Genomic DNA, 25,780 nt, shown 5'->3' on the forward strand with positions numbered 1-25,780 from the left:
TTTTGTAAAAAATTTTGCAAAATCAACCGCTTGTAATTTATAGATAGAAATTAGAAAATCGCTTCTAAACGTACAAATGTGTGAACAAAGTGCTTACGATCTTTATCTTTATCGTTGTAGAAACTAATTTCCGGTTGGATAAAGAGCCAATTACGCCAAATTGGTTGGCGGTAAGTTACAAATGGTCCCCAATAATTAAATCTTGCGAAATCCTTATCCATTCGCCCCCCCATACCAATACCATAGCTGATATGCGTAAGCGGTTTGAAGTTATGCTGACGATATAAACTGTTTCCCCAGCTTCTTTCTTCATCTAAATCATTACGATACTCAAAATGAGTATGGTTCATAATGAAGGTTGTATCCGTTTCATTATATTTATTTTCAAAGTTTGTGCGTAAATAGTGCTTACTCTCTGAACCATAACGATAGATTTGCTCTAAACGAGTGGTAAATTGGTCGGTAATTTTCCAATCTTTACTGACACGGACACGCCCGAAAATATCGCTACCGGAACGAACACCAACGTCAAAATCGGTTTCAATCCCTAATGCTTTAATACCATCAGACCAACGTAAACCGATAGAAGCGTTAGAATCTCTTGCTTCGCGGGAATTATAACGTTTGTTAGCCTTAATATCTTTGTATAATTTTCCAACGTGGTTTTTATCGGTTAATTCATTATCAAGCTCGTCATCACCAAATACCACATTTAGATGTTTTTTTAATACGGGCAATTTGATTTTACCGCGAACACGAGGCTTAACGGTAAATTTGTCATATTTATCCCAGCGGCTGTCTAGCATAACACGCAAAGAAGCCGTACCGGGCTTGTCTGGGTCAGCTTCACCTAACCAATCGTTAATATTATTTGCCCAGCGGTCCAGTGTATTACTGGCTTTGCTATGTTGCTTATCAACCCAATTTGGATCATTTTGTTGTGCCACAGCAAAAACAGGGGCAAGTGCAAATAAAGAAACAAGGTATTTTGTTCTCATAATAACTCCTCCTTTTAAAGTAGTTCCCATCATAATTCAATTTATTTGCCATTACAAAGAAAATTACAATGCTGTTTGAGGAAAATAACGTTCAGTTAATTTCACACATTCTGCTAATGAAATGGTGCGAAATTCAGAGAGAGTTTGTTGTAATCCTCTTGCGATAACATCTTGTTCTAAGAGATAACAACGGGGCAAATTTGCAAAAAATTGTGGATTTTTGACCGCTTGTAACACGCCGTCTTGCCATAAAATAACGGCATCATTGTCATTCAAATGATGTAACAGACTAAGCATTTCATCATCATATTGTGCTTTGGAAAGGGTATAAAGCATTGTATTCCTTAAAAAGTCATCACTTTTTCAGCTTGATTGAGTAACATCATTATTTCAGCTTGCGTTTTACATTGAACATTTGGCAATATCCAATGTGCATTCTCCAATCTACGCACATTCACGCTCTCTTGGCAGACAAAACATTCACTTAAATCATAAAGATCTAACAATTTAAACGTAGAGATATGATCTTTTTGCAGAATTTGTTCCGGCTGTTGATTTGAAATTAAATTGAACACGCCATCATTGATAAAGCAAATAGCGAGCTCTTGCTCATCACAAAATGCACTTGCCGCAAGTAAGGCATCTAGCCCTTCACGGCTAACTGATGAACCAAAAGGAGGCTGAGTAAAAAGAAAGGCAATTTTATATTTTTTCATTTTAAAACGTGAGAAGTCTGTCCGCTTTTAATACAGCTTGGCTGAATTCACCAAGCCCTGCGAGGGTAAAACCTTGTGCTAAATTGGTAGTGGCGGAAGAGGAAGTTTGCTCGTCCACAATGCCTCTACGCTGAGCGGCGGCGATGCACAAATGCAGCTGCAAGCGGTGTAATTCGGCTAATTTTTGCCATTTTTCGATTAAATTGATTTCATCACTTGCAGGATTAACCAATGCATTGGCATTGCTTACGCCTTCTTGAAAAAAGAATACTTGGCGAATATTGTGCTTGGCTTGCAATAATTCTTCTGCCACTTGGTAGGCTAAATACGCCCCTTGCGAGCCATACACGGGAGATTTTATCGCTAATACATAGTCCATTAATCACTCTCCCCTTTCTCCGGTTGCTTGATTTGGCGAATGTAGAGATAAACAGTATGGCGGGAAATATCTAGCTTCTCAGCTACTTGGTTAATCGCATCTTTAATATCAAAAATGCCTTTTTCAAACAGAGAAATCACGATTTGGCGATTTTTATTATTGTTAGAAATCGTTCGATCCGCCATCACATCATCAATCGTGGTTTGAATGGTTTGAGCCACTAAATCTTCCACCGAGCTGGCAAAGGTAACATCTGCCGCTTCGTCTTGCGGAGCAATAAAGGAGCTGAGGAATTGCGAAGTCGGCACTTCTAAATTGATATTAATGCACAACAGTCCGATAACGTGTTGCTTGCCGTTACGAATAGCCACCGTGATAGATTTCATCAACACGCCGCCTTTTGCTTTGGTGAAATAAGGCTTAGACACGCTATCCGTTGCCATATGATGTAGCGATTTTAACGCACGGTCAGTAATCGGTGAGCCAATTTTACGATTGGTATTGTGTCCGTTTGCAATATAAATCGCGGAATGTTCAAGAAACTCTAATGAATGGAGAACAATTTCACAATGCTCGCCGATAAGAGCGGCAATGCCATCTACAATGGGGAAGTAAGAAGCAAGAATTGCGTGATCTTCATCAGAAAAAGGCGTGAATTTTTTGGTCATAATATAAATTACAAGCGGTTAGTTTTATCACATTTTTTGCAAATCTTATAATAAATCTAACCGCTTGTGTAGCTTCAATGAGAATTGAATATTAATTATTTCTTAGCATCTGCCGCTTTGAAATCTAATAATTCAATTTCAAATTTTAAGGTTGAATTAGCTGGAATTTTACCTGCTGCACGTTCACCATAGCCTAATTTCGGTGGAACAACAATTTCCATTTTACCGCCTTTTTTCAACATTGGGATTGCTTCAATCCACGCCGGAATGAGTTGGTTTAATTGGAATTCAATCGGCTCACCCCGATCGTATGAACTATCAAACACCGTACCGTCTGTTAAAGTACCTTTATAATGAACTTTAACCGTATCTTGCGGTTTTGGAGATTCGCCTTCACCTGCTTTTTCAATTTTATATAACAAGCCCGAAGAGGTTTCTTTCACGCCGGCTTGTTTTTTGTAATCTGCACGGAATTTATCGCCTGCTGAAACAGTGGCTTTCGTTTTTTCTTCGTTAATTTTAGCTTCTTTCGCTGACAAATAAGCATCTAAAGATTTTAACTGTTTTTGTAAATCTTCATCAGTTAATTTACCTGTTTTCTTCAGTGTGTCTTGCACACCCGCTAAAATTTTATCCTGATTATAAGTAAAAATCTCTTTTTGTGATTCGATCACACCATTGATATTTTTACCCATTAATACACCAACCGCATAAGATGATTCATCAACAAATTTTGGATCAGCTTTTTCTTCAGCCATTGCATTTGTTGCAAAAAATGCCCCTGCAAGAACGGCAGCTACGGATAACTTCATTTTTAACATAATTTTTCCTTATAAAAATAACTGTTAAGAAGACTTTAGATAGGGTAAAGTGTAATTTCATTTCACACAACCTTTTTTTCACTAAAATGGATAATAATTGTACATTATCGGCAAGAATTACCGAATTGGAGACGAAAGTTGCCTTTCAAGAGTTGATTATTGAGGAGTTAAATCAATCATTAATCGAGCAACAATTTGCGATAGATAAGCTACAAACTCAAATTCGCCATATTGCTGAAAAATTAAAAGGGGCTCAAGTAAGCCAAGTGGCTTCACGTTCTGAAGAAACACCACCACCTCACTATTAATGCTGTTAAAATAGCATTTTTTAATTAAATAGAATTGTAGAGAAAGCAAAATAATGAAAATTGGTATTATTGGTGCAATGGCACAAGAAGTTGAAATTTTACGCAACTTAATGGTTGAACCGAAAATCACGGAATTAGCAGGCTGTAAAATTTTTGAAGGAAAAATTAACAATACGCGTATTGCGTTATTACAATCAGGCATTGGTAAAGTATCGGCAGCCATCGGCACAACATTACTTATTCAGCTCACGCAACCTGATATGATTATTAACACAGGTTCTGCTGGTGGCTTAGACTCAAACTTAAATGTGGGCGATATTCTCATTTCAACCGAAGTACGTCATCACGATGTTGATGTAACCGCTTTCGGCTATGAAATCGGGCAACTTCCTGCAAATCCAGCCGCATTTGAGCCAAATGGGCAATTAGTCGAACTCGCCCAAAAAGAAGCGAAAAAAGCAGGTTTTAACGTGGTTTCAGGCTTAATTTGTAGTGGTGATGCCTTTATCAATGGCAAAGAAAAAATTAACGAAATCCGCCAAAACTTCCCAAATGTTGTAGCAGTAGAAATGGAAGCGGCGGCGATTGCTCAAGTTTGTAATGGCTTTGGCGTGCCGTTCGTGATTGTGAGAGCGGTTTCTGATGTAGCAGATAAAGAGTCTCATCTATCATTTGAAGAATTTTTACCTTTAGCGGCTGAGAAATCATCTGTTATTGTGTTAGCAATGCTGAATGATATTGACTAACTATTTGCAAAACTTTATCAAAAAATGACCGCTTGTTATCGCTATTTGCGGCAATTTTTTGTAAAATCTCGCTAGTTTTTTGCCTACAAGACAAAAGTTGTAGGCATTTTCTTTTTTAATTGTTGAGAGTTATATGAGTGCTACCCCGAATATTGGTTTTATCAGCTTAGGCTGCCCTAAAAATTTAGTTGATTCCGAACGTATTTTAACCGAGCTGCGTGCTGATGGTTATAACATTATTCCAAGCTATGAAGATGCCGATTTAGTGATTGTAAACACCTGCGGATTTATTGATTCTGCGGTGCAAGAATCATTGGAAAGCATTGGCGAAGCCTTAGAAGCAAACGGAAAAGTGATCGTTACAGGCTGCTTAGGAGCAAAAGAGAACCAAATTCGCGAAGTTCATCCGAAAGTATTGGAGATCACAGGTCCGCACAGTTATGAAGCGGTGATGAACCACGTTCACAAATATGTGCCGAAACCGGAATTTAATCCTTACACTAGCCTCGTACCAAAACAAGGCGTAAAACTCACACCAAAGCATTACGCTTACTTAAAAATTTCAGAAGGCTGTGATCATCGTTGTACATTCTGCATCATTCCGTCAATGCGTGGCGATCTGGCAAGCCGCCCTATCGTACAAGTATTAGATGAAGCAAAACGCTTGGTGGACGCCGGTGTAAAAGAGTTATTAATTGTCTCTCAAGACACCTCTGCTTACTCATTAGATCGCAAAAAAGAAGAAGCCACTAAAACCGTTTTCTGGAACGGTATGCCGATTAAAAGTAACTTAATCACACTTTGTGAGCAATTAGGTTCAATGGGCGTTTGGGTGCGTTTGCACTACGTTTATCCGTATCCACACGTAGACGATTTAATTCCACTAATGGCAGCAGGCAAAATTCTGCCGTATTTGGATATTCCACTTCAGCACGCCAGCCCGAAAATTTTAAAAGCGATGAAACGTCCCGGCTCGATTGAAAGAACCCTTGAGCGTATCAAAAAATGGCGTGAAATCTGCCCTGGATTAACGCTACGTTCCACTTTTATTGTCGGTTTCCCGGGCGAAACAGAGGAAGATTTCCAACTATTACTCGATTTCTTAAAAGAAGCCCAACTTGACCGTGTCGGCTGCTTTAAATTCAGCCCGGTGGAAGGTGCAGTTGCAACCGATATGTCGGATCAAGTACCGGAAGAAGTAAAAGAAGAACGCTTCCACCGCTTTATGCAGTTACAGCAACAAATTTCAGCCGAGCGTTTACAGGCTAAAATCGGTAAAACCTTACCTGTAATCATTGATGAAATTGATGAAGAAGGTATTATCGGGCGTTCAATGGCTGATGCACCAGAAATTGACGGTGTCGTGTATGTTGATAATCTTGAAAATAAAGACGTGAGTGTCGGTCAAGTTATTTCAGTAACCATTACCAATGCAGATGAGTACGATCTGTGGGGAACGTTGAACTAAGGACAAAATTATGTCAGAAGAAAAACAGCCGAGTGTCATTCGCTTCGAACAAGCGGTGGCTAACAAAGATTATGATTTAGCTTGTGCTGAACTATTATCTATTCTCAACAAGTTAGATAGTCATTTTGGGAATATTTACGATATTGAATTTGATGCACCTCATCAATTAGATGAGTTAGAGCAAGATAGAACAATTTATTTTTGTACTCGTATGGCTGTAGCTATTACGCAATTCTTCCAAGACCCTGAATTAGAAATATCGGAATCTGATGCCATTAGCTTTCTAACTGCACAACGTTGGATTGCACTTATTTTTGCAAGTTCTCCGTATATCAATGCAGATCATATATTGCGTACTTATAATCAAAATAAGACTTCCACTAATCCAAATGCAGTAGATTTAGAAGCAACTATACAAGCCTTAACCAAATTCTGTATTTTATATTTACCAGAATCGAATATTCTGTTGAATCTAGATGCTGCCTGGAATGCTTCTAAGGAACTTACAGCTTCACTGTGTTTTGCATTACAATCACCTCGTTTTATTGGAACACCTGTTGCATTCACAAAACGTGCTGCTATTTTACAATGGTTTCCTGAAAAATTAGCCCAATTTGAGAACTTAGATCAACTGCCTAATGCAATTTCTCACGATGTATATATGCACTGCAGTTATGATGTTAAAAACAATAAACATAATATCAAACGAGCATTAAACAGTGTTATCCGTCGCCACTTACTGGCTGCCGGCTGGGAAGATAGGGAAATTAGAACTCTTGGCTATAAGGGTGGAAAACCTATTATGGTAGTATTAATTGAGAATTTTACTTCCTCACATTCTATTTACCGTACACATTCGACTTCTTTAATTGCAGCTCGTGATCATTTTCATATAATTGGTTTAGGGGGAAATTCCATAGATGAAGCAGGCAAATCTGTTTTTGATGAATTTTACACCTATCCACAAGGTGGCACTTTATTCGACAGATTGCTCTTGCTAAAAGAAATTTGTGATAAATATAATCCAGCGGTTTTTTATATGCCTAGTATTGGTATGGACTTAACAACTATCTTTGCAAGTAATACCCGCTTAGCTCCAATCCAAGCAATTGCATTAGGTCATCCGGCAACCACGCATTCAGATTTTATAGAATATGTGATTGTGGAAGATGATTATGTCGGCTCTGAAGAATGCTTTAGTGAACAATTACTACGTTTACCAAAAGATGCTTTGCCTTATGTACCTTCAGCATTAACTCCAAAAGAGATAACCTATAACCTACGTGAAAAGCCTGAAGTAGTTAATATTGGTATTGCTTCAACAACGATGAAATTAAACCCATATTTCTTACAAGCACTAAGGGCTATTCGTGATAACGCAAAAGTGAAAGTCCATTTCCATTTCGCATTAGGACAATCGACAGGTATTACACACCCATATGTAGAGCGTTTTATCAAAAGTTATTTAGGTAATGATGCAACCGCCTACCCACATCAGCCATACGCTCAATATCTAAATATCCTAAAAAACTGCGATATGATGCTAAACCCATTCCCATTCGGGAATACTAATGGCATTATTGATATGGTAACACTAGGTTTAGTCGGCATTTGTAAAACTGGGGATGAAGTTCACGAACATATTGATGAAGGATTATTTAAACGTCTTGGATTACCTGAGTGGCTTATTACTCAAACCGCAGATGAATATGTTGCTCAAGCAATTCGTTTAGCGGAAAATCACGAAGAACGTTTAGCTCTCAGACGGGATATTATTGAGAATAATAAACTGCAAACCTTATTCTCTGGCGATCCAAGCCCAATGGGGAAAATATTCTTAGCCAAAGTAAATGAATGGCTGGAAACCCAACATTAAATTACCGATAAAGTTAAAGCCTAAGTAATCATTAATTACTTAGGCTTTTTGCAAAAAATTTATCGAATTTGACCGCTTGTATTAACCTAAAGCAGCACCACTTAAGCCGATAAAGAAACCTGCAATAGTTGCACTCATTAAGTTCGCTAATGTACCGCCAATTACCGCTTTTAAGCCTAAGCGAGCGATGTCTGAACGGCGATTTGGAGCCATACTGCCAATACCACCAATTAATACTGCAATGGAGCTAATATTAGCGAAACCACATAATGCAAAAGTAATAATTGCTTTGGTTTTATCGCTTAGTTGCACAACTGAATCAGGTTGCAGATACTTGGCAAATTCCAGATAACCTACAAACTCATTTACCGCTAATTTCATACCGATCATCTGCCCTGCAATATCAGCATCTTCCCAAGGCACACCAATAATAAATGCAAGCGGTTGGAAGATGTAGCCCAATAGAATTTGTAGCGTTAAATCTTCCCGCCCAAATAAACCACCAATTCCGCCGATAATGCCGTTAAGTAATGCAATCACCGCAATAAAGGCAATTAACATCGCACCAACATTAATCGCTAAAGATACCCCTGAACTTGCACCGTTAGCTAAGGCTTCCACCACATTATTTGGTTTTTCGATTTCAACATTTTCATCAATGGTATCTGAAATGTGTTCATTTTGCGGATACATTAATTTCGCAAATAACAAACCTGCCGGTGCAGCCATAAATGACGCTGCAATTAAGTAAGTTAAAGGCACGCCCATTCCTGCATAACCAGCCATTACAGAACCTGCGATAGATGCTGTTCCACCTACCATTACGGCAAAGAGTTCTGAATCACTCATTCGGCTGATATAAGGTTTTACCACTAATGGAGCTTCAGTTTGTCCAACGAAAATATTCGCTGCCGCAGACATTGATTCCGCCTGTGAAGTGCCGAGTAACTTTTGTAAGCTGCCACCGATAATTTTAATCACCCATTGCATCACGCCAATGTAGTAGAGTAATGAAATCAGTGCAGAGAAGAAGATAATAATCGGTAATACCTTAATGGCGAACACAAAGCCAATACTGCTATTGCTTGGATCAGCTAAGTTACCAAACAAAAATGAAATCCCTTCATTACCGTAATTGATCACTTTACTCACGCCATTTGCGGTGGCAAGTAACGCATCACGCCCTGCTGGCACATACAGAATAAGTGCAGCAAAAGCAATTTGAATGGCTAATGCACCAAATACGGTTCGCAAATTAATTGCACGTCGATTATTAGACAGTAAAGCCCCAATACCTAATAGGACAAATACGCCGATAATGCTAATGAATATATCCATAGAGAACTCCGTTAGTAGATAGTAATAATTTTGTTTATTCCACACTGTTTGGCAAATGCCGCCAGTTTATCTGTTTGCTCAATGCTTGGTACAAAGCAGGCTAAACCTTCTTCGTCTCTTGCTCCTTTAGTATGCACCCGAATAATTTTGAGCAATACGTTTGGATAAGGCTTAAGTAATTGAGCTACTTTTTCGAGTAAATGATAGGCATCATAAAACTCGTTGAGGTAAACCAAACGCACTTCTTCCACCTTATCAAGCGGTAATAATTTGGCTAAATTTTGCAAATTACGAGCCAAGTTTTCAGGCTTAATATGATTAACGCTTGGAATAACCTGTTCAGGCACTTTGCCGGCTTGATTTTTTCGATCAAAGCAGAGCGTTTGTAAACCTACTCCATCACCTTTAAGATCAAACAGAAATTTATCGGTAACATTAATTAACGGCTCTGTTGCCTCAAAATCAAAAAAGCCACTGCTATCTAAATAACAGGTTAAGCCTTTTCGGCGAAATGCTTCAAACAGCGGAACTAATTTTTTATGATGAATCGTCGGCTCGCCCCCCGAAATAGTTACCCCTCGAATAAAAGGCACAGCCTCCATCACCTGATCATATAAGTATTGCAAACTAACCTGTTTTGCCTCCTCTGTATAACGAGGAATTGTTTCCGGATTATGGCAATACAAGCAGTTCAGCTTACAGCCTTGTAGAAAAATACTTGTGCGGTTACCCTGCCCTTCCACATTAGAAAAGGGAATAATGCGATGCAACGGCACAAAAATATCAGAAAGTGCAGCCATTTTATTGTGCCGCAGTTACATTTTCTTCATCACGCAACTGACGGTCGAATACTTTGGCACAATCGTCCGTACCCGCACCATACCAAGTGGTATCACGCAATACGGCTTCGCCTTGACGGTAACGTTCCACCTCACTTTTCTTCACTAAATAACCCGTTACGCGAATTAAATCGGTATTTTTCAAGTAAGTGGTAATGTAGCGATAACCTTGTTCAAATGAGCCATCAATAATATCCACAACGGCATCTAAATGGTCGGTGTAGGTTTGGTCAAACGCAAACAAATCGCCTGTACCCGATGGGAAATATTTATGGAAAGGGGCGGATTGTTTTAAATGAGCCAACAGTGTTGGTTCTTGACCGACACGAATACGGTGAGCCGGCGTATTCAATTTATCTTCTGCGTGGTTACTTGCCCCAACTTGAGCGTGTAGTAAATAGTGATCGTTGGTACGTTCTGCATACACACCTTGATGAGCATTATTGACTTCTTGCAGTTTATCCATAATCAGGGTTGCAATTTCATCGCCACGCTTGCTCTGTCCGAAGGTTTCGCTTAAACCTTCTTGCTCTAATAAATGATTTACCGCATCAGCAAGCCCTACAATCGCAAACATACCCGTGAAGTTCGTGCGTTTAATAAATCCTTCGTGAACTAAGAAACTACTTTCAAAGAAGTTACTTTCTTCTACCAAGAATTTATGGCGTTTATCCATTGTAGAAAGTGCTAACTTCGCTACTTTTGGCAATAGTTTATTGACCATTTCATCCACACTTGCACAAGCACGCCCGATTGTGCCTAAGCGTAAACGGGTTAAGGTATAAGCACCGCCACATTCCGGTAAGGCGTTATAACAACTCGCAATGCCATATTCATCGCCTAAATCTTGGCGGTAGTAGGCATCATTGGCGAAAGAAGGTTTTGAAACCAACAAGCAAGCTTTCGCTGCTAATTCCGCAAATTCACGAGAGGTTTTGGTTTTATCATAACGAATCGTCATATTCGGCGTGGTGTTTTCAAGTTCAATCACAGCTTTTAAGATTAAACGCCCTGCTTTGGTATCATAAGGTCCAATATTAGCGTGGCAGAATGAGTCTGAAATGGTTTTATCGATATGATTTAAGAAACGTTTAATTTTGATGTAATCTTGTTCTTCATCGGTAATAAACGGATCTAATAATTCATCTAAACGCCCGATATAGACAGGGAAAGTGGTAATTGACGGAACGTGAGAGTAGAGAATCAATAACCCGTCCAGCACTTCATCAAGATTGGTTGGCGGTGGTAAATCTAAGAATTTACAACCTTTTTGAATATAAACATTATAATCAGGCAGAATATAACGAGGGCGGTAAATCGCATAACCTTCACACAGATCGCAAATCATCTGATTGTTAATATACGCCCACTCTTCTTCGGTATAACCGAGTAACTCAACGGGGCTAAATAACCGCTCGGCAATATTACCCAAACTCATCAACTTTTGTTGATAAGTTAAATTTTTTGCTTTTACCACATCAAGTATATCTTGTAATGAAGCCTGCATAGCATTCTCCTTTTATTGGAAATATCAGGAGGAATTTTAACTAAGCCCGGCTAAAATTACTGTGATTTAGATCACAGTTTCTCTTTTATATATCGAAAAAGAATAAGGCAAACGATTGCTTGAATTTGCAAAAAATTCACTTTTTATGACCGCTTGTTTCTCGTCATAAAATTAAGGTGTAAAATAAGGTGATGACAACATTTAATATCAGAAAGGAATAAACATAATGGCACATAAACATTTCAATCATCACTATCTGGAAATGCAGGAACATTTTTTATATGTGCCATACTTACATCACCATCGCCGTATTCGGGTATTGCTGCCGAAAGATTATCATCACGAAAAATGGGAAACTTACCCTGTGTTATATATGCACGATGGGCAGAATGTGTTTTACAGCAAAGAGTCTTACTCCGGGCATTCGTGGAAAATTATTCCAACCATTAAATCGCACCCGGAGTTACCAAAGATGATTATTGTCGGCATTGATAATGCAGGCACAGAACGTTTAAATGAATATGGTCCTTGGAAAACCACCACAGGTTCAACACCTGAAACCAAAAATGCAGGTGGTTTAGGCGGCGATTATGCCAAATGGGTGGTGGAAACAGTGAAGCCGTTTATTGATATCCACTACCGAACCAAACCGCAGCGTGAGCATACATTACTTGCCGGTAGCTCAATGGGGGGCATTATCACTGCTTATATGGGAAGTGCCTACCCTCATATTTTCGGGCATTTAGGCGTATTTTCTCTGGCTTCTTGGTTTAGCGAGCCGGATTTTTTACACTTTACGCACCAGCACCCAATACAACCAAATACCAAGGTGTTTATTCAGGTCGGCACGAATGAAGGCGATGAAATCGACTCACACTTTATCTCCAATATGAACCAAACTTATATTGACTGCTCGTTAAACTATTATCAGTCGCTAATTCGCACCGGTGTGCCACTGGATAACATTCGCCTACGCATTATGGCAAACGAAATCCATCACGAAATGCACTGGGCTGATCATTTTGTCGAGTTTTTACATTTCTCGCTCTTAAAACGCTAAATAGACTGTGCCGATTACTACAGGATAAAAGATGAAACTCAACCGAGCCATTGCTGACCGTATTGTAAAACGCACGATGCAGATTATTCCCAATTCCGTCAATGTGATGGATAGTGAAGGCGTGATTATTGCTTCCGGCGATACCACTCGTATCGGACAGCGACATACCGGGGCGGTGTTGGCGTTACGCCAAGATCAAGCAGTCGAAATTGATGAAAATCTTGCAAAACAGTGGCACTATGAGGCAAAAGCAGGCATTAACTTACCACTACACTACCTCGGCTCTACCGTGGGGGTAGTAGGCATTTCAGGGCTACCGCAAGAAATTCGCCAATATGCTCAGTTAGTGAAAATGGCTGCAGAGCTGATTATGCAACAAGCCTTTGAGCTGGAACAAGAACGTTGGCAGCGGCGTTATCGTGAAGAATTTGTGCGAGCTTTGCTAAAAGGCACACTCAGCACGGAAGAGATTCACGAACAAGCGGGCTTTTTTGAGCAAGATTTTGCAAAACCACTGTCGGTTATATTGATTAAAGTGAATACGCCAACCGCTGAAAAATTGCAACACTTAATAGATTTCTTCGAGCATCATTTCCCGGCATTGCTCACTGCGGTAATTAGCTTGGATAAAATCGCCTTATTGAATAATTTATCGAATGATAAATCACTGATTCGCAATACCTTAAATAAACTGGCAGAACCCGATATTTCCTTTAAAACAGTGGTTGGGTTGGCGGTTGAGAATTTATCGCAAACCAACATTTCATATCAAACCGCCCGCCATACGCTCAACTATGCCGAGCAGATCCAAAGCCGCAAGCGGATTATTTATTTTGAAGATTTCAAACTGCCGGCTTTGCTACATAGTTTTAGCCACTCTTGGGAGGCAAAAACGTTACTTGTCCCTTTCCAAGCGTTGCTGAATTCAGATAAAAAACAGGTGCTACTGAAAAGTCTTCGCCACTATTTTTTTGCAAATTGTGATCTGGATCACGCTGCACAAAAATTGTTTATCCACCCAAATACCCTACGCTATCGGTTAGAGAAGATTGAGCAGATTACCGGCTTATCTTTCAATAACATAGAGCAAAAATTTGTGCTTTATCTTGGTGCGGTTTTATCGTAAAAATTGTAGAAAAATACAAAACAAGCGGTCATTTTTAACAAATTTTTTGCAATTTCATATAAAGATTTTTACCGGCAGATCTCCAATAATGGGTTGATTATTCTACAACGAGGAGACTGATTATGTCCGGTATTGCACTTATTCTCACCTTTGTGGTGGCAATCATTATTATGATCTATATGATTGCCAAACTGAAAGTTCACCCTTTCTTGGCATTAATGTCGATTTCATTGGCATTGGCTCTATTAGCCGGTTTACCGCTGGCGAAAATTCCGTCTATTGTCGGCGAAGGGTTTAGTAACACCTTCAAAAGTATCGGGATTGTCATCATCTTTGGGGCAATTATCGGAACGATTTTAGAAAAAACAGGAGCCGCCCTGAAACTTGCCGATATGGTAGTTAAAGTGGTTGGGCAAAAACGCCCTGAGCTTGCAATGCTGATTATGGGCTGGGTGGTCGGCATTCCTGTTTTCTGCGATAGCGGTTTTGTGGTGTTAAACCCAATCCGTGAAGCGATTCGCAAAAAAATCTTGGCAAATCCGGTTGGAATGGCAGTTGCACTGAGTGCCGGTTTATATGCTGCTCACGTTTTTATTCCTCCGACACCCGGTCCGATTGCAGCTGCGGGTGCAGTAGGATTAAGCCATAACTTATTATTGGTTATCGGAATGGGCGTTGTGGTATCAATTCCTGTGCTAATTGCCAGCTACTTCTTTGCAAAATATATCGGCAAACAAGTCTCGGTTAGCGAAGAAGCGGAAGCGGAAGCGGATAAAATCATCAACCAAAGTTATGAAGACTTACTGAGACACTATGGAAAATTACCGAGTGGCTTTTTAAGCCTTGCCCCGATTTTTGTACCGATTATCTTAATGGCGTTAGGCTCTATCGCTAAAATCGCAGGCGTAAGTGGTGATTTCGGCACATTCTTACAGTTTGTCGGCAACCCGATTATTGCTCTTGCAGTTGGTGTCGTCTTTGCGATTTTCTTACTGGCTTCGAGCGGTAAAATGGCAGAGTTTGACAGCTTAACCAACGATACCTTGAAATTAGTCGGACCAATCCTATTCATTACCGCAGCAGGTGGCGTGTTAGGTAATGTGATTACTCAAGCAGGTTTTGTGGATTACATCAAACAAAACGCCCACATTATCAGCACCGCAGGCATTTTCTTCCCATTCTTGATTTCAGCTATTTTGAAAACCGCACAAGGCAGCTCAACTGTGGCGATTATTACAACTGCTTCTATTATGGGAATGTTCAACGCCCCGGATTCACTAATGAACGCCTTAGGTTTAACCAGCGAAATGGCGGCAGCTCTAACTGTGATGGCAATTGCCGCAGGCTCAATGTGTGTTTCCCACGCCAACGACAGCTATTACTGGGTGGTTACTAACTTTACCAAACTCACGCCGCAACAGGGTTATCGCACACAAACCACGCTAACCTTCATTATGGGCGTGGTTGGTATTCTTACAGTGTATCTACTCTCATTAGTATTATTGTAAGGAAGTATGATGAAGATTGTAATTGCTCCCGATTCATTTAAAGAGAGCCTGACCGCTTTAGAGGTGGCTCAGGCAATTCAAACAGGTTTTTCCCGCATTTTCCCGAATGCTGATTATGAGCTTGTACCAATGGCAGACGGCGGTGAAGGTTCAGTGCAATCGCTGATTGATGCCACTCAAGGTAATTTGCAAAAAATCAGCGTAAAAGCACCGCTTGCAAACCAAGTTGAAGCGTTTTTCGGGCTATCGGGCGATAAAAAAACCGCCTTTATTGAAATGGCGGCGGCAAGTGGCTTACATCTTGTACCAAACAACAAGCGAAATCCGCTGATTACCACCAGTTATGGTACTGGCGAGCTGATTAAAGCCGCACTCGATTTCGGGGTGGAAAAAATCATTCTCGGCATTGGTGGCAGTGCTACTAACGATGGCGGAGTGGGAATGTTGCAAGCCTTAGGGGCAACATTCCGCAATGCGGAAAAGCAAGAAATCGGCTTTGGCGGCGAAGCGTTAAATCAAATTCAACAGATTGATTTAAGCGGTTTAGATCCACGTTTATCTCAAGTCGCCTTTGAAGTCGCTTGTGATGTGGATAATCCGTTATGTGGCGAGCGTGGGGCTTCCGCCATTTTTGGACCGCAGAAAGGAGCAACACCTGAGATGGTCAAAACCTTAGATAATGCTCTCCGCCATTTCGCCAAACAAGCCCAAATTCAGCTTGGTATAAATATTGCCGATACCGCAGGAGCTGGAGCGGCTGGCGGGATGGGGGGCGGATTATTACTGTTACCAAATGTTACACTTCGTTCCGGAGTGAACATTATTATTGAAGCTACTCGTCTTGCCGAAAAAGTAGCAAATGCGGACTTGGTGATTACAGGCGAGGGCAGAATGGATGCTCAATCCATCGCAGGTAAGACCCCAATTGGCGTTGCCAAAACAGCTAAGCAGTTTGACAAGCCAGTGATTGCGATTGTCGGTTGTTTACGAGAAGACTACCCTGTGGTTTATCAACACTGTATTGATGCAGTGTTCCCGATTATCCGACAGTTGGGTAGTCTTGAAGAAACGCTGAAACTCGGTAAAGAAAATCTGATTTCCACCGCAGAGAATGTTGCAAGGCTATGGAAAATAGCGGCAGCTAAATAAAGCTATTTTCAACACATAAAAATAGAGTTCTAGTTGATAGCTAGAACTCTATTCTTTTATAGAGGCTCATTAACCCCAGTATTTCTCAATTTCTGCACGAATCGCTTCAGCAGTTTGTTTGCCTTTTTCACCCACTAATGCACGACCGGCAATAAAGGCTTTGGCGTTTTTAATTTCTTTGAACAAGTGGATATCTTCCGGCACAATACCACCAGTGATAGAAACTTCAATGCCTAGATCAGACAATTGTTTCATTAACTCGATATCTTCTGCTGTCCAGCCTTTACCTGCTAATTCTGCATCACGAGAGCGATGATAAATTGCTTGCGTAACCCCTAATTCCACCCACTCTTTCGCATCTTTTTCAACTGTCCAGTTGCCGTAGATTTCAATTTGAATCTCTTTTTTCACTTTGAGTTCCGGGTGAGCTGCATTGAACTCATCAGCCACTTTTTTGCAAGCAGCTTTGGTTGCCGGGTGAGCAGCAGCAGAAACAGTGAGCCAATCTGCACCTGCTTCAAACGCCATTTTCGCTAAAATTGCACCACCGTCGGTAGTTTTTAGATCACACACAATGATGTGATTTGGGTGTAATGCACGTAAGGTAGAAATAGCTTTCATACCTTCTGCAAAGGCTAAAATTGTGCCACATTCTATGATTTCTACTAAATTTTCAGCTTGTTTTGCATCCGCAACGGCTTTTTCTAAACTGAGTGAATCTAATGCGATTTGTAGTAAGGGTTTTGACATATTAATATTCCTCTGTGGATTTTAAAATTTGTTAATACTAGCCGTTCAATGCGTTATCAATCATTGCATAAACATCATCAGCAGTTTTACAGGCTAAGACTTTTTCTAAATTGACCCCAGTTTCACTCTCTTCATCGTCTAAAACTTGGGTAATTTCCATCAAACCTTGCATATGGCGATCTGAATCGCTCCCTGCAAGGGTAAATAACACAGAAACAGGTTCATCTTCGCCATCAAAATAAACAGGTTCTACCAAAGTTACTAACGCAAATGACGTTTTAACCACACCTTCTTCAGGGCGTGCGTGTGGCATTGCTAAACCCGGTGCAAGAATAATATAAGGTCCCATTTCTTCAATTTTGCTGATAATGTTATCGTAGTAACGAGGTTCAATAGCCCCAGATTTTTCAAGTAGATCTGTACCTAGTTTAATTGCTTCTTTCCAGTTTGCTGCTTTTTGATTAAGAAGAATTGAATTGTTTTCAATAAGAGATTGTTTTAAGTTCATTTTCTTTCCTTAAAGATAATTACTATACAAATCATAACAGATTAATAACTAGAATTAATTAAAACTTCTTCACCATATCCACCTGCTTGTGGGAACGGTAAATAAGTTGAATTGGTTGCACGCAATAAACGAATACCACGAATACCCGCCTCTTTTGCTGCAAGAATGTCATCATCACTATCGCCATAATGTAACTGTACATTATGTTTTAAAATGCCTGCCGTTTTATTAAATTTAGTTTTAAGTTGATCTACGCCGTGTCCACCCATAAAATTCACCGGCTGCATATCTTTAATGCCAAATGTTTTTGCTAACAATGGTGTTAATTGATCATCTTTACCGGCTGTACGTCCTGTGATGAAGAAAACTTTATCTCCTCGCTCTTGATGCATATTAATAAGTTCACGGGCAGCCTCTTTTGGAATAGAGTATTTATCACAACCTGCATTGATTTCATCCCAGAAATCTTGATTTTTCAGATAGCTGTAATCATTTGGTGAATATTTTTCTTTACCATAATAGAAACAACCGCTACTTGCCAATACAGTATCATCAATATCAAAACTAACATTCATTGGCGGCTTTCCTTCAAGGCTTGCTTTGATTTGCTCGACTGAAACCCAATGAATTGGTGCTTGTTGTTTTTCAATGCTACGAGTGTCAAAACCCGGTTGAGTGTATGGTTCTTTTGGTGCTGCTTGAGCAGAACATACTAAGGCGGTTGATAGTAAAGTGAATAGAAAAGTACGAGAGAATTTCATATATTATTCCTGTTAGTAAATTTCCCCTTACAAAGTAAGGGGAATTAAGATTATTTTGCCTGATGTTTGTTGATTAATTCAACTAATTCATCGCCGAATGAGTTCGGGTTTAGCATATTTTGCACGCCGAGTACCGCTTTACCCTCTGGTACGTCGATTTCATTGGCTAAATGTTTGCTTGATACAATAATATCTACTTCATTTAATTTGCCTTTGTAATCAGTTACCGCACAAGAGTCCATAATATTTGGAATACCGCGTTTGTCTAAATAGCCTTTGATCTTCATTTTCATCATCATTGATGAGCCTTGACCTGAGCCACATACCGCTAAAATACGGATTGGATTTGCAGAATTTTCAGCATTTTCGACCGCTTGTTGTGCAACTACTTCTGCTTTTGGCTCTGCTTTCACTTCATCTAAGCCGTAGCCGTCAAGCTGTTCAAGGGTTAAACCTTTTGCTGCTGCTTCCGCTTCTTCCGCACGAAGTTGTTTAGAGGCGAAGAACATATACACAAGGGCAGCAGCCACAATCACGAAGAAGAAACCCGGTACGCTGATAATACCTTGTAAGATTGGTGGGAAGAATAATGCCCAGTCTGCCATACCCATCCAGCCGTTGAAGGTTGTGCCTTGGCTCGCTAACATTTGGATTACCCAAGCAGAACCTAGCACTTCGATGATACCCATTACAAAACAGATTTTCATCACTGCTTTCCAACCACCGAATTGGTTCGCAAACACACCGATGGTTGCGTTAGAGAAGAACATTGGAATAAAGCCCGGAATGATTAACACCGGTGAACCAACGGCTAATAATCCGCCCACTGCCACAAACTGACCGATAGCACCCCACATAAAGCCGAATACCATTGCATTTGGTGAGAAAGCGTAGATTGCTGCACAGTCAATTGCAAGCACAGAGTTTGGAATTAAGCGTTCTGCGATACCTTTGAAGGCTTCAGAAAGCTCTGCTACGAACATACGCACGCCGGTTACAATGATTTGAATCGCTACCGCAAATTTCAAGCCCATTTCAAGAATATACATAAACCAGTTGGTTTTGCCGGCAAGCTCTTTTAAGTTATCTAAACCAAAAGAAAGTAAGATAATGCCGAAGAAAACGGTCATCACTAAAGCAGTCGCCGAAATACTGTCGTGGAAAATGTTTAACCAGTTCGGTAATTTCATTTTATCCACAGTATCGTTTTTATCGCCAAGTTTTGGAGCAAGTTTTACTGCAATCCAAGAAGCAATTTGTTGTTGATGCCCGATAGAGAACCCTGCACCACCTGTTACCGCTTGGGTTGGTTTATACATAATGTTGGAAGAAATACCCCAGTAAAGTGCCATTAATACAGAAGTGTAAATGATGGTTTCCCACATTGAAGCACCAATGATCATATAGAACACTGCAACCAAGCCTGCTTGTTGGAACATAATATGCCCTGTAAGCATAATCGTGCGGATACCGGTTAAACGGCGGAACACCACCAGTAAGATATTTAAGAATAATGCACCAATTACCGCATAGCCTACCCAAGAGTAATTTTCACCCATTGTTTGAATGGTCGATTGCATACTGGTGTAAGGGTCAATAACCGCACCTGCTAATTGGTGATATTTTGCTAAACCATCAATCACCGGCTTAAAGTTTGTTACCAGGAAACCTGAACCTGCTTGCACAATCATAAAACCGACGATGGTTTTGATCGTACCTTTTAGAATAGTCGATGTGTCTTTTTTCAGTAGGATATAGCCTAAACAAGCCACAATACCTAGTAAAAATGGTGCTTTATTTAACACCTGATCCTTTAAGAAAAGGAGAATTTCAGTTAAAAAGTCCATAATTTAGCCTCTTTTTGAGAGATTTGAATTTGAGGGAAATATAGCCTATTACGGCATCAATTAAATGATAAATGCTCTTATCAGATTGCAAAAGATTATTTTTTATTATTTGTGAGCAAGATCACATTTTATTTTTATATACTCTGATTATTTAATTCCACTGTTATAAATAGCTATAAATACTATTTTATATTTAAAATATAGATAACTAACAAATAGTTAAAATATATTTTTATAAAAATAAATACCAAAATTAGACTTAGATCACATTTTTCTAAAAAAGTAGTTGGCTATTTAATTATGATTATATATGATTTGTTTTGATTAAATTATTCTTTTAAATGAACAAAACAGGAGTTCACAATGAGCAAAATTCAAGAAATTACCCGTGAAAGCTGGATTCTTTCAACTTTTCCAGAATGGGGAACTTGGTTAAATGAAGAAATTGAAGAAGAAATTGTGCCTGAAGGCAATTTCGCAATGTGGTGGTTAGGCTGTGTAGGTGTTTGGATCAAAACCCCTGCCGGTGCAAATATTTGTATGGATTTATGGTGTGGACGTGGTAAATCAACTAAGAAAGTAAAAGATATGGTGCGTGGGCATCAAATGGCAAATATGGCAGGTGTGCGTAAATTACAACCAAACTTACGAGCTCAACCAATGGTATTAGATCCTTTTGCGATCAATGAGGTTGATTTCATTCTCGCTTCTCACTATCACTCAGATCATATTGACGTAAACGTCGCTGCTGCCATTTGTAATAACCCTAAACTCGATCACGTTAAATTTGTTGGTCCTTGGCACTGTGCAGAATTATGGAAAAAATGGGGCGTGCCGGAAGAACGTATTATCATCGTGAAACCAGGCGATGTAGTGAAATTAAAAGACGTCGAAATTCACGCTTTAGACTCTTTCGACCGCACCTGTCTCGTAACTTTACCTGTTGAAGGTGCTGAAGAACGAGGTGGTGAGTTAGCCGGACTTTGTCCGTCTGACGAAGAAATGGGGCGTAAAGCAGTAAACTATGTGTTTAAAACCCCTGGCGGTAACATTTATCACGGTGCAGACTCTCACTACTCAATCCAATTTGCTAAACACGGTAAACAATTTGATATTGACGTTGCTTTAAATAACTATGGCGAAAACCCTGTCGGTATTGCCGATAAAATGACTTCTGTTGATTTATTGCGTATGGCAGAATGCTTACGTTGTAAAGTAATCATTCCTGTTCATCACGATATTTGGACAAACTTTATGGCAAGTACGCAAGAAATCATTGATTTATGGCGTATGCGTAAAGACCGCTTGCAATACCAATTCCACCCATTCATTTGGGAAGTGGGCGGCAAATATGTTTACCCTCGCGATAAAGATTTAATTGAATACCACCACCCTCGTGGTTTTGATGACTGCTTCGAGCAAGAGCCAAATATTCAATTTAAATCAATGCTGTAATGGCTACTTAGAGGCGAATTTCATTCGCCTCTATCTTTAAGGTTCATTACAACTTACAATAACAATGCAAACAAGGAAGGAATAATGAACGAAAGCTACAGACACAAAGAATTATTAGCATTGCTGGGCGAACGTAAAGTTCTCTCAACTACTGATATTATGCAGTTGCTAAATATTTCGCCTGCCACCGCAAGGCGAGATATCAGTAAATTAAATGAGCAAGGCAAATTAAAAAAAGTGAGAAACGGGGCAGAAGCAATTTTTTCACCTTCAAATAAAGAGCCTAAAAAAACCAACAATGCCAAAGAAAAACAACGTATTGCTGAAGCAGCTGGGCATTTATGCAACGAAGGAGAAAGTTTAATTTTAACTTGCGGCTCAACAATGGAAATGCTCGGCAATGTACTCTGTGGGCGAAAATTGCAAATTATTACCAATTATCTACCGCTTGCAAATCAGTTGATTGAAGGCTCTCACGATGATGTAGTGATTATGGGCGGGCAATATAATAAAAATAAAAAAGTAATGCTCTCGCTCAACACCCAAAATGAGATGACCTATGCTGCGACTACAATGTTCACCAGCGGTAAAGGACTAACCACCGAAGGTTTATTTAAAACCGATATGATCATCGCCAATGCCGAACAACAAATGGCAATGCACGCCGAACGTTATGTGGTGCTAATGGATAGCACCAAGCTCGGCAAAAAAGTCGGAATGTTATTCAAAGAATTTGATAAAATCGATTTGCTGATCACCGGCAAAGAAGCCGACCCCGCAATTATTCAAGAATTAAAGGCAAAAGGATTAGAAATTATTTTGGCATAACAAGCGGTCTGATTTCAGCAAAATTTTGCAAAAATCACACCGCTTGCTGTACTCTTTCTATACAATAAAAATCAACCTTAGGGAAAACTATGAGAAAACACAAACTCGGTATTTACGAAAAAGCCTTGCCAAAAAATATTTCGTGGCAAGATAGACTTTCCATCGCTAAAGTCTGCGGTTTTGACTTTGTGGAAATGTCGATTGACGAAACGGACGAACGCCTCGCCCGCCTTGATTGGAGCAAAAAAGAGCGTGCTAAATTAGTGAAAACAATCATTAATACAGGTGTAACCATTCCATCAATGTGCTTATCAGGGCATCGCCGTTTCCCATTCGGTTCTCGTGATGAAGCAACGCGTCAAAAAGCCTATGAGATTATGGAAAAGGCTATCCAATTAGCAGTTGATCTCGGCATTCGCACCATTCAGCTTGCCGGCTATGATGTTTATTATGAAGAGCAAGACGAAGGTACGATCCAACGTTTCCAAGAAGGCTTAGAATGGGCTGTAGAGCTTGCGGCAAGCAACCAAGTTACTATTGCAGTGGAAATTATGGATACCAAGTTTATGAGTTCTATCTCTCGCTGGAAGAAATGGGACGATATTATCAAATCTCCTTGGTTTACGGTGTATCCTGATTTAGGTAATCTCTCTGCGTGGAATGATAACGTAGCGGAAGAACTTAAATTAGGAATGGATAAAATTTCAGCAATCCACTTGAAAGATACCTACAAAGTAACTGAAACTTGCAAAGGGCAATTCCGTGATGTGCCGTTCGGTGATGGCTGTGTAGATTTTGTTGCTTGCTTTAGAACGCTGGCTGAATTAAATTATCGTGGTGCATTTTTAATCGAAATGTGGACAGAAAAAGCAGAAGAGCCAATCGCTGAGATTATTAATGCTCGCCGTTGGATTGAACAAAAAATGACAGAAGGGGGCTTCACGCTATGACTCAATTAACCGAATTAACACCGGCATTACAAGCATTAAGAGAACGTGTTTTAAAAGCAAATTTAGAATTACCAAAACACGGTTTAGTTACTTTCACTTGGGGCAATGTAAGTGAAATTGACCGTGAAACAGGCTTGGTTGCTATAAAACCATCAGGTGTTGAATATGATGCAATGACGGTTGAAGATATTGTGCTTGTTGATTTACAAGGCAACCGTGTATATGGCGATAAAAAGCCATCTTCGGACACAGAAACTCACTTAGAACTTTATCGTGAATTTACAGATATTGGCGGCGTAGTACATACGCATTCACGCAACGCTGTGGGTTGGGCTCAAGCAGGTAAAGATCTGTTAGCACTCGGTACAACACAAGGTGATTATTTCTACGGTGCAATTCCTTGTACCCGTAAAATGACCCCTGAAGAAATTGCGGGCGGATATGAATTAGAAACGGGTCGTGTAATTGTGGAAACTTTCCGTACTCGTGGTATTGAGCCAACTGCTATTCCGGGCGTATTAGTGCATTCACACGGTCCATTCACTTGGGGTAAAAACGGACACGATGCGGTGCATAATTCAGTTGTGCTAGAAGAAGTTGCTTATATGAATTTTATCAGCCACCAAGTTCGCCCGGATATCGAGCCAATGCAGCAAGAATTGTTAGATAAGCACTATCTCCGCAAACACGGTAAAAATGCTTACTATGGTCAATAATTCAAACTAAAAAATCAGCACAGCAATGTGCTGATTTTTTTATAACTAATCTATATAAAAAAGTAGTTCTAATTCTTTCCCTTTTTATTTTACTTCTCACACAATAGCCCTCATTATCCCCAAAGTGTTTATGCGATATGAATTGGACTTATATTTATAACAGTATCCCCAAATTTTTAGATGCAGCTTGGCTTACCCTGCAACTCTCGTTTTGGGGAATTTCCCTTTCTCTCTTTTTCGGGTTGATTGTTGCCGTTATTACTGCTTACAAAATACGACCGCTTTATAGTATTGCAAAAGGTTATATAGAGCTCTCTCGTAATACGCCTTTGCTCATTCAACTCTTTTTCCTTTACTATGGCTTACCGAAAATAGGGATTAAGTGGGACGGCTTTACTTGTGGTGTAATCGCTTTAGTTTTTCTGGGTTCTAGCTATATGGCAGAAAGCCTACGAGCCGGTTTACAAGCTATTCCCAAAGGGCAAACAGAAGCTGCAAAATCTATCGGCTTAAAACCTCACCAAATCTTCCGATATGTTATTTTCCCACAAGCGTGGGCAGTATCTATTCCAGCCATTGGGGCAAATGTACTCTTTTTAATTAAAGAAACCTCTGTTATTAGTGCTATCGCCGTAGCAGAATTATTATTTGTTACTAAAGATATTATTGGTATGGATTATAAAACCAACGAAGCGTTATTTATGCTATTTATTGCTTATTTAATTATCTTGCTACCAATATCGCTTTTGGTCCGTCATTTTGAAAACAGAGTAAGGAAGGCAAAATATGGGGTTTGATTGGTTATGGGAAGGGCAAAATGCCGCCCGCTTGGCTCAAGGGCTATGGCTAACAGCTAAAATATCCTTTATATCCGTTACACTATCGCTGGTTTTAGGCATATTATTTGGCTTGATTATGCGTTCAAATAGCCTGATTGTACGCGGATTTACTCGTTTTTACCTTGAAACAATACGCATTGTGCCAATCTTAGTTTGGCTCTTTATGCTCTATTTTGGCATATCAACGTGGTTAGATATTCACATTAGCGGTGTTTGGGTTTGTATATGGGTGTTTACTTTATGGGGAACAGCTGAAATGGGCGATTTGGTACGCGGTGCTTTAGCTTCAATCGAAAAACACCAAATAGAATCCGCAAAAGCAACTGGTTTAACCCGTATGCAGATTTTCCGCCACATTGAATTACCACAGGGTACTCGCCGTCTGTTGCCAAGTGCGATCAATCTATTTACTCGAATGATTAAAACCAGCTCACTCGCCACCCTCATTGGTGTCATTGAAGTAGTAAAAGTAGGACAACAGATTATTGAAAATTCCCTTCTTACCAATCCTAATGCGTCATTTTTTGTCTATGGGCTAATTTTCGTGCTCTATTTCTTAATTTGCTACCCGCTTTCATTATTGGCGAACAAATTAGAACATAGGTGGGAGAGTTAATTA

27 protein-coding genes are annotated in these 25,780 nt (G+C 39.8%); 14 read left to right on the plus strand and 13 right to left on the minus strand.

Annotated elements, in window-relative coordinates; translation table 11 throughout:
- Positions 1-50 precede the first annotated feature (50 nt).
- The 6 genes from ACJHV0_RS10770 to fkpA form a co-directional block, all read right to left on the minus strand.
- Positions 51-998, minus strand: coding sequence for a hypothetical protein (locus ACJHV0_RS10770; protein ID WP_334235475.1), 948 nt, complete (start codon positions 996-998; stop codon positions 51-53).
- 63 nt (positions 999-1,061) lie between these two features.
- Positions 1,062-1,334 (minus strand): sulfurtransferase complex subunit TusB, encoded by a 273-nt coding sequence (gene tusB / locus ACJHV0_RS10775; RefSeq protein WP_025235085.1) that lies wholly within the window; start codon positions 1,332-1,334, stop codon positions 1,062-1,064.
- Between the two features lie 8 nt (positions 1,335-1,342).
- The gene (tusC, locus tag ACJHV0_RS10780) at positions 1,343-1,714 is read right to left on the minus strand and encodes a sulfurtransferase complex subunit TusC (protein ID WP_334229529.1); all 372 of its coding nucleotides are present in this window, start codon (positions 1,712-1,714) and stop codon (positions 1,343-1,345) included.
- A gap of 1 nt (position 1,715) precedes the next feature.
- Positions 1,716-2,093, minus strand: a complete 378-nt coding sequence (gene tusD, locus ACJHV0_RS10785; RefSeq protein WP_334254428.1) for a sulfurtransferase complex subunit TusD — start codon at positions 2,091-2,093, stop codon at positions 1,716-1,718.
- A complete protein-coding gene (locus ACJHV0_RS10790) occupies positions 2,093-2,761 on the minus strand; it encodes a helix-turn-helix transcriptional regulator (RefSeq protein WP_025235082.1) in 669 nt (222 codons plus the stop codon). The genes tusD and ACJHV0_RS10790 overlap by 1 nt, the downstream gene beginning before the upstream one ends.
- A 95-nt stretch (positions 2,762-2,856) precedes the next feature.
- Positions 2,857-3,582, minus strand: coding sequence for an FKBP-type peptidyl-prolyl cis-trans isomerase (gene fkpA, locus ACJHV0_RS10795; protein WP_025235081.1), 726 nt, complete (start codon positions 3,580-3,582; stop codon positions 2,857-2,859).
- A gap of 86 nt (positions 3,583-3,668) precedes the next feature.
- On the opposite strand from fkpA, the gene ACJHV0_RS10800 reads away from it, so the two are divergent.
- The 4 genes from ACJHV0_RS10800 (at position 3,669) to ACJHV0_RS10815 (ending at position 7,980) form a co-directional block, all read left to right on the plus strand.
- Entirely contained in the window at positions 3,669-3,890 is a 222-nt protein-coding gene (locus ACJHV0_RS10800) for a SlyX family protein (protein ID WP_025235080.1), read from the plus strand.
- A gap of 53 nt (positions 3,891-3,943) precedes the next feature.
- Entirely contained in the window at positions 3,944-4,636 is a 693-nt protein-coding gene (gene mtnN / locus ACJHV0_RS10805) for a 5'-methylthioadenosine/S-adenosylhomocysteine nucleosidase (RefSeq protein WP_483134193.1), read from the plus strand.
- A gap of 133 nt (positions 4,637-4,769) precedes the next feature.
- Positions 4,770-6,104 carry a 30S ribosomal protein S12 methylthiotransferase RimO gene (gene rimO, locus ACJHV0_RS10810; RefSeq protein WP_483134194.1) on the plus strand — a complete coding sequence of 445 codons (1,335 nt, stop codon included), beginning with the start codon at positions 4,770-4,772 and terminating at the stop codon, positions 6,102-6,104.
- Between the two features lie 10 nt (positions 6,105-6,114).
- Positions 6,115-7,980, plus strand: coding sequence for a UDP-glucose:protein N-beta-glucosyltransferase (locus ACJHV0_RS10815; RefSeq protein WP_483134195.1), 1,866 nt, complete (start codon positions 6,115-6,117; stop codon positions 7,978-7,980).
- A gap of 81 nt (positions 7,981-8,061) precedes the next feature.
- Here the strand turns inward: ACJHV0_RS10815 and ACJHV0_RS10820 are convergent, their stop codons facing one another.
- The 3 genes from ACJHV0_RS10820 to ACJHV0_RS10830 are packed head-to-tail and all read right to left on the minus strand — an operon-like array spanning position 8,062 to position 11,664.
- The gene (locus ACJHV0_RS10820; RefSeq protein ID WP_188157078.1) at positions 8,062-9,318 is read right to left on the minus strand and encodes a NupC/NupG family nucleoside CNT transporter; all 1,257 of its coding nucleotides are present in this window, start codon (positions 9,316-9,318) and stop codon (positions 8,062-8,064) included.
- Between the two features lie 11 nt (positions 9,319-9,329).
- Positions 9,330-10,118, minus strand: a complete 789-nt coding sequence (locus ACJHV0_RS10825; protein ID WP_334235471.1) for a 4Fe-4S cluster-binding domain-containing protein — start codon at positions 10,116-10,118, stop codon at positions 9,330-9,332.
- A 1-nt stretch (position 10,119) separates the two neighbouring features.
- Complete coding sequence (locus ACJHV0_RS10830; protein ID WP_483134196.1) at positions 10,120-11,664, minus strand: YjjI family glycine radical enzyme; 1,545 nt, start codon at positions 11,662-11,664, stop codon at positions 10,120-10,122.
- A 226-nt stretch (positions 11,665-11,890) separates the two neighbouring features.
- On the opposite strand from ACJHV0_RS10830, the gene ACJHV0_RS10835 reads away from it, so the two are divergent.
- The 4 genes from ACJHV0_RS10835 (at position 11,891) to ACJHV0_RS10850 (ending at position 16,507) form a co-directional block, all read left to right on the plus strand.
- Positions 11,891-12,724, plus strand: a complete 834-nt coding sequence (locus ACJHV0_RS10835) for an alpha/beta hydrolase (RefSeq protein WP_483134197.1) — start codon at positions 11,891-11,893, stop codon at positions 12,722-12,724.
- A gap of 31 nt (positions 12,725-12,755) precedes the next feature.
- Positions 12,756-13,850, plus strand: a complete 1,095-nt coding sequence (locus ACJHV0_RS10840; protein ID WP_483134198.1) for a CdaR family transcriptional regulator — start codon at positions 12,756-12,758, stop codon at positions 13,848-13,850.
- A 122-nt stretch (positions 13,851-13,972) separates the two neighbouring features.
- A complete protein-coding gene (locus tag ACJHV0_RS10845; protein WP_483134199.1) occupies positions 13,973-15,358 on the plus strand; it encodes a GntP family permease in 1,386 nt (461 codons plus the stop codon).
- Positions 15,359-15,367: 9 nt separating this feature from the next.
- Positions 15,368-16,507, plus strand: coding sequence for a glycerate kinase (locus ACJHV0_RS10850; protein WP_483134214.1), 1,140 nt, complete (start codon positions 15,368-15,370; stop codon positions 16,505-16,507).
- A 69-nt stretch (positions 16,508-16,576) separates the two neighbouring features.
- Here ACJHV0_RS10850 and ACJHV0_RS10855 read toward each other — a convergent pair whose 3' ends face one another.
- Genes ACJHV0_RS10855 through ACJHV0_RS10870 form a run of 4 tightly spaced genes read right to left on the minus strand, consistent with a single transcriptional unit; the run spans position 16,577 to position 20,373 of the window.
- A complete protein-coding gene (locus tag ACJHV0_RS10855) occupies positions 16,577-17,257 on the minus strand; it encodes a 3-keto-L-gulonate-6-phosphate decarboxylase UlaD (RefSeq protein WP_025235069.1) in 681 nt (226 codons plus the stop codon).
- A 37-nt stretch (positions 17,258-17,294) separates the two neighbouring features.
- A complete protein-coding gene (locus ACJHV0_RS10860) occupies positions 17,295-17,765 on the minus strand; it encodes a PTS sugar transporter subunit IIA (protein WP_334229539.1) in 471 nt (156 codons plus the stop codon).
- Between the two features lie 41 nt (positions 17,766-17,806).
- Positions 17,807-18,526, minus strand: coding sequence for an acid phosphatase AphA (gene aphA, locus ACJHV0_RS10865; RefSeq protein ID WP_025235067.1), 720 nt, complete (start codon positions 18,524-18,526; stop codon positions 17,807-17,809).
- A gap of 50 nt (positions 18,527-18,576) precedes the next feature.
- Positions 18,577-20,373 carry a PTS ascorbate-specific subunit IIBC gene (locus ACJHV0_RS10870; protein ID WP_483134200.1) on the minus strand — a complete coding sequence of 599 codons (1,797 nt, stop codon included), beginning with the start codon at positions 20,371-20,373 and terminating at the stop codon, positions 18,577-18,579.
- A gap of 363 nt (positions 20,374-20,736) precedes the next feature.
- Between ACJHV0_RS10870 and ulaG the strand changes: the two genes are divergently transcribed.
- From ulaG to ACJHV0_RS10900, 6 genes are all read left to right on the plus strand, one after another.
- On the plus strand, positions 20,737-21,828 hold the full coding sequence (gene ulaG / locus ACJHV0_RS10875) for an L-ascorbate 6-phosphate lactonase (RefSeq protein ID WP_483134201.1): 1,092 nt from the start codon (positions 20,737-20,739) through the stop codon (positions 21,826-21,828).
- A gap of 84 nt (positions 21,829-21,912) precedes the next feature.
- A complete protein-coding gene (gene ulaR, locus ACJHV0_RS10880) occupies positions 21,913-22,656 on the plus strand; it encodes an HTH-type transcriptional regulator UlaR (protein WP_483134202.1) in 744 nt (247 codons plus the stop codon).
- An 89-nt stretch (positions 22,657-22,745) separates the two neighbouring features.
- Positions 22,746-23,606 (plus strand): L-ribulose-5-phosphate 3-epimerase, encoded by an 861-nt coding sequence (locus ACJHV0_RS10885; protein ID WP_334234144.1) that lies wholly within the window; start codon positions 22,746-22,748, stop codon positions 23,604-23,606.
- Positions 23,603-24,322 (plus strand): L-ribulose-5-phosphate 4-epimerase, encoded by a 720-nt coding sequence (locus ACJHV0_RS10890; protein ID WP_283386572.1) that lies wholly within the window; start codon positions 23,603-23,605, stop codon positions 24,320-24,322. The genes ACJHV0_RS10885 and ACJHV0_RS10890 overlap by 4 nt, the downstream gene beginning before the upstream one ends.
- 137 nt (positions 24,323-24,459) lie before the next feature.
- On the plus strand, positions 24,460-25,119 hold the full coding sequence (locus tag ACJHV0_RS10895) for an amino acid ABC transporter permease (protein WP_483134203.1): 660 nt from the start codon (positions 24,460-24,462) through the stop codon (positions 25,117-25,119).
- Positions 25,109-25,777 (plus strand): amino acid ABC transporter permease, encoded by a 669-nt coding sequence (locus tag ACJHV0_RS10900; protein WP_483134204.1) that lies wholly within the window; start codon positions 25,109-25,111, stop codon positions 25,775-25,777. Before ACJHV0_RS10895 ends, ACJHV0_RS10900 begins: the two co-directional genes overlap by 11 nt.
- The last annotated feature ends 3 nt before the right edge of the window (positions 25,778-25,780 follow it).

Source organism: Mannheimia sp. (assembly GCF_056854775.1).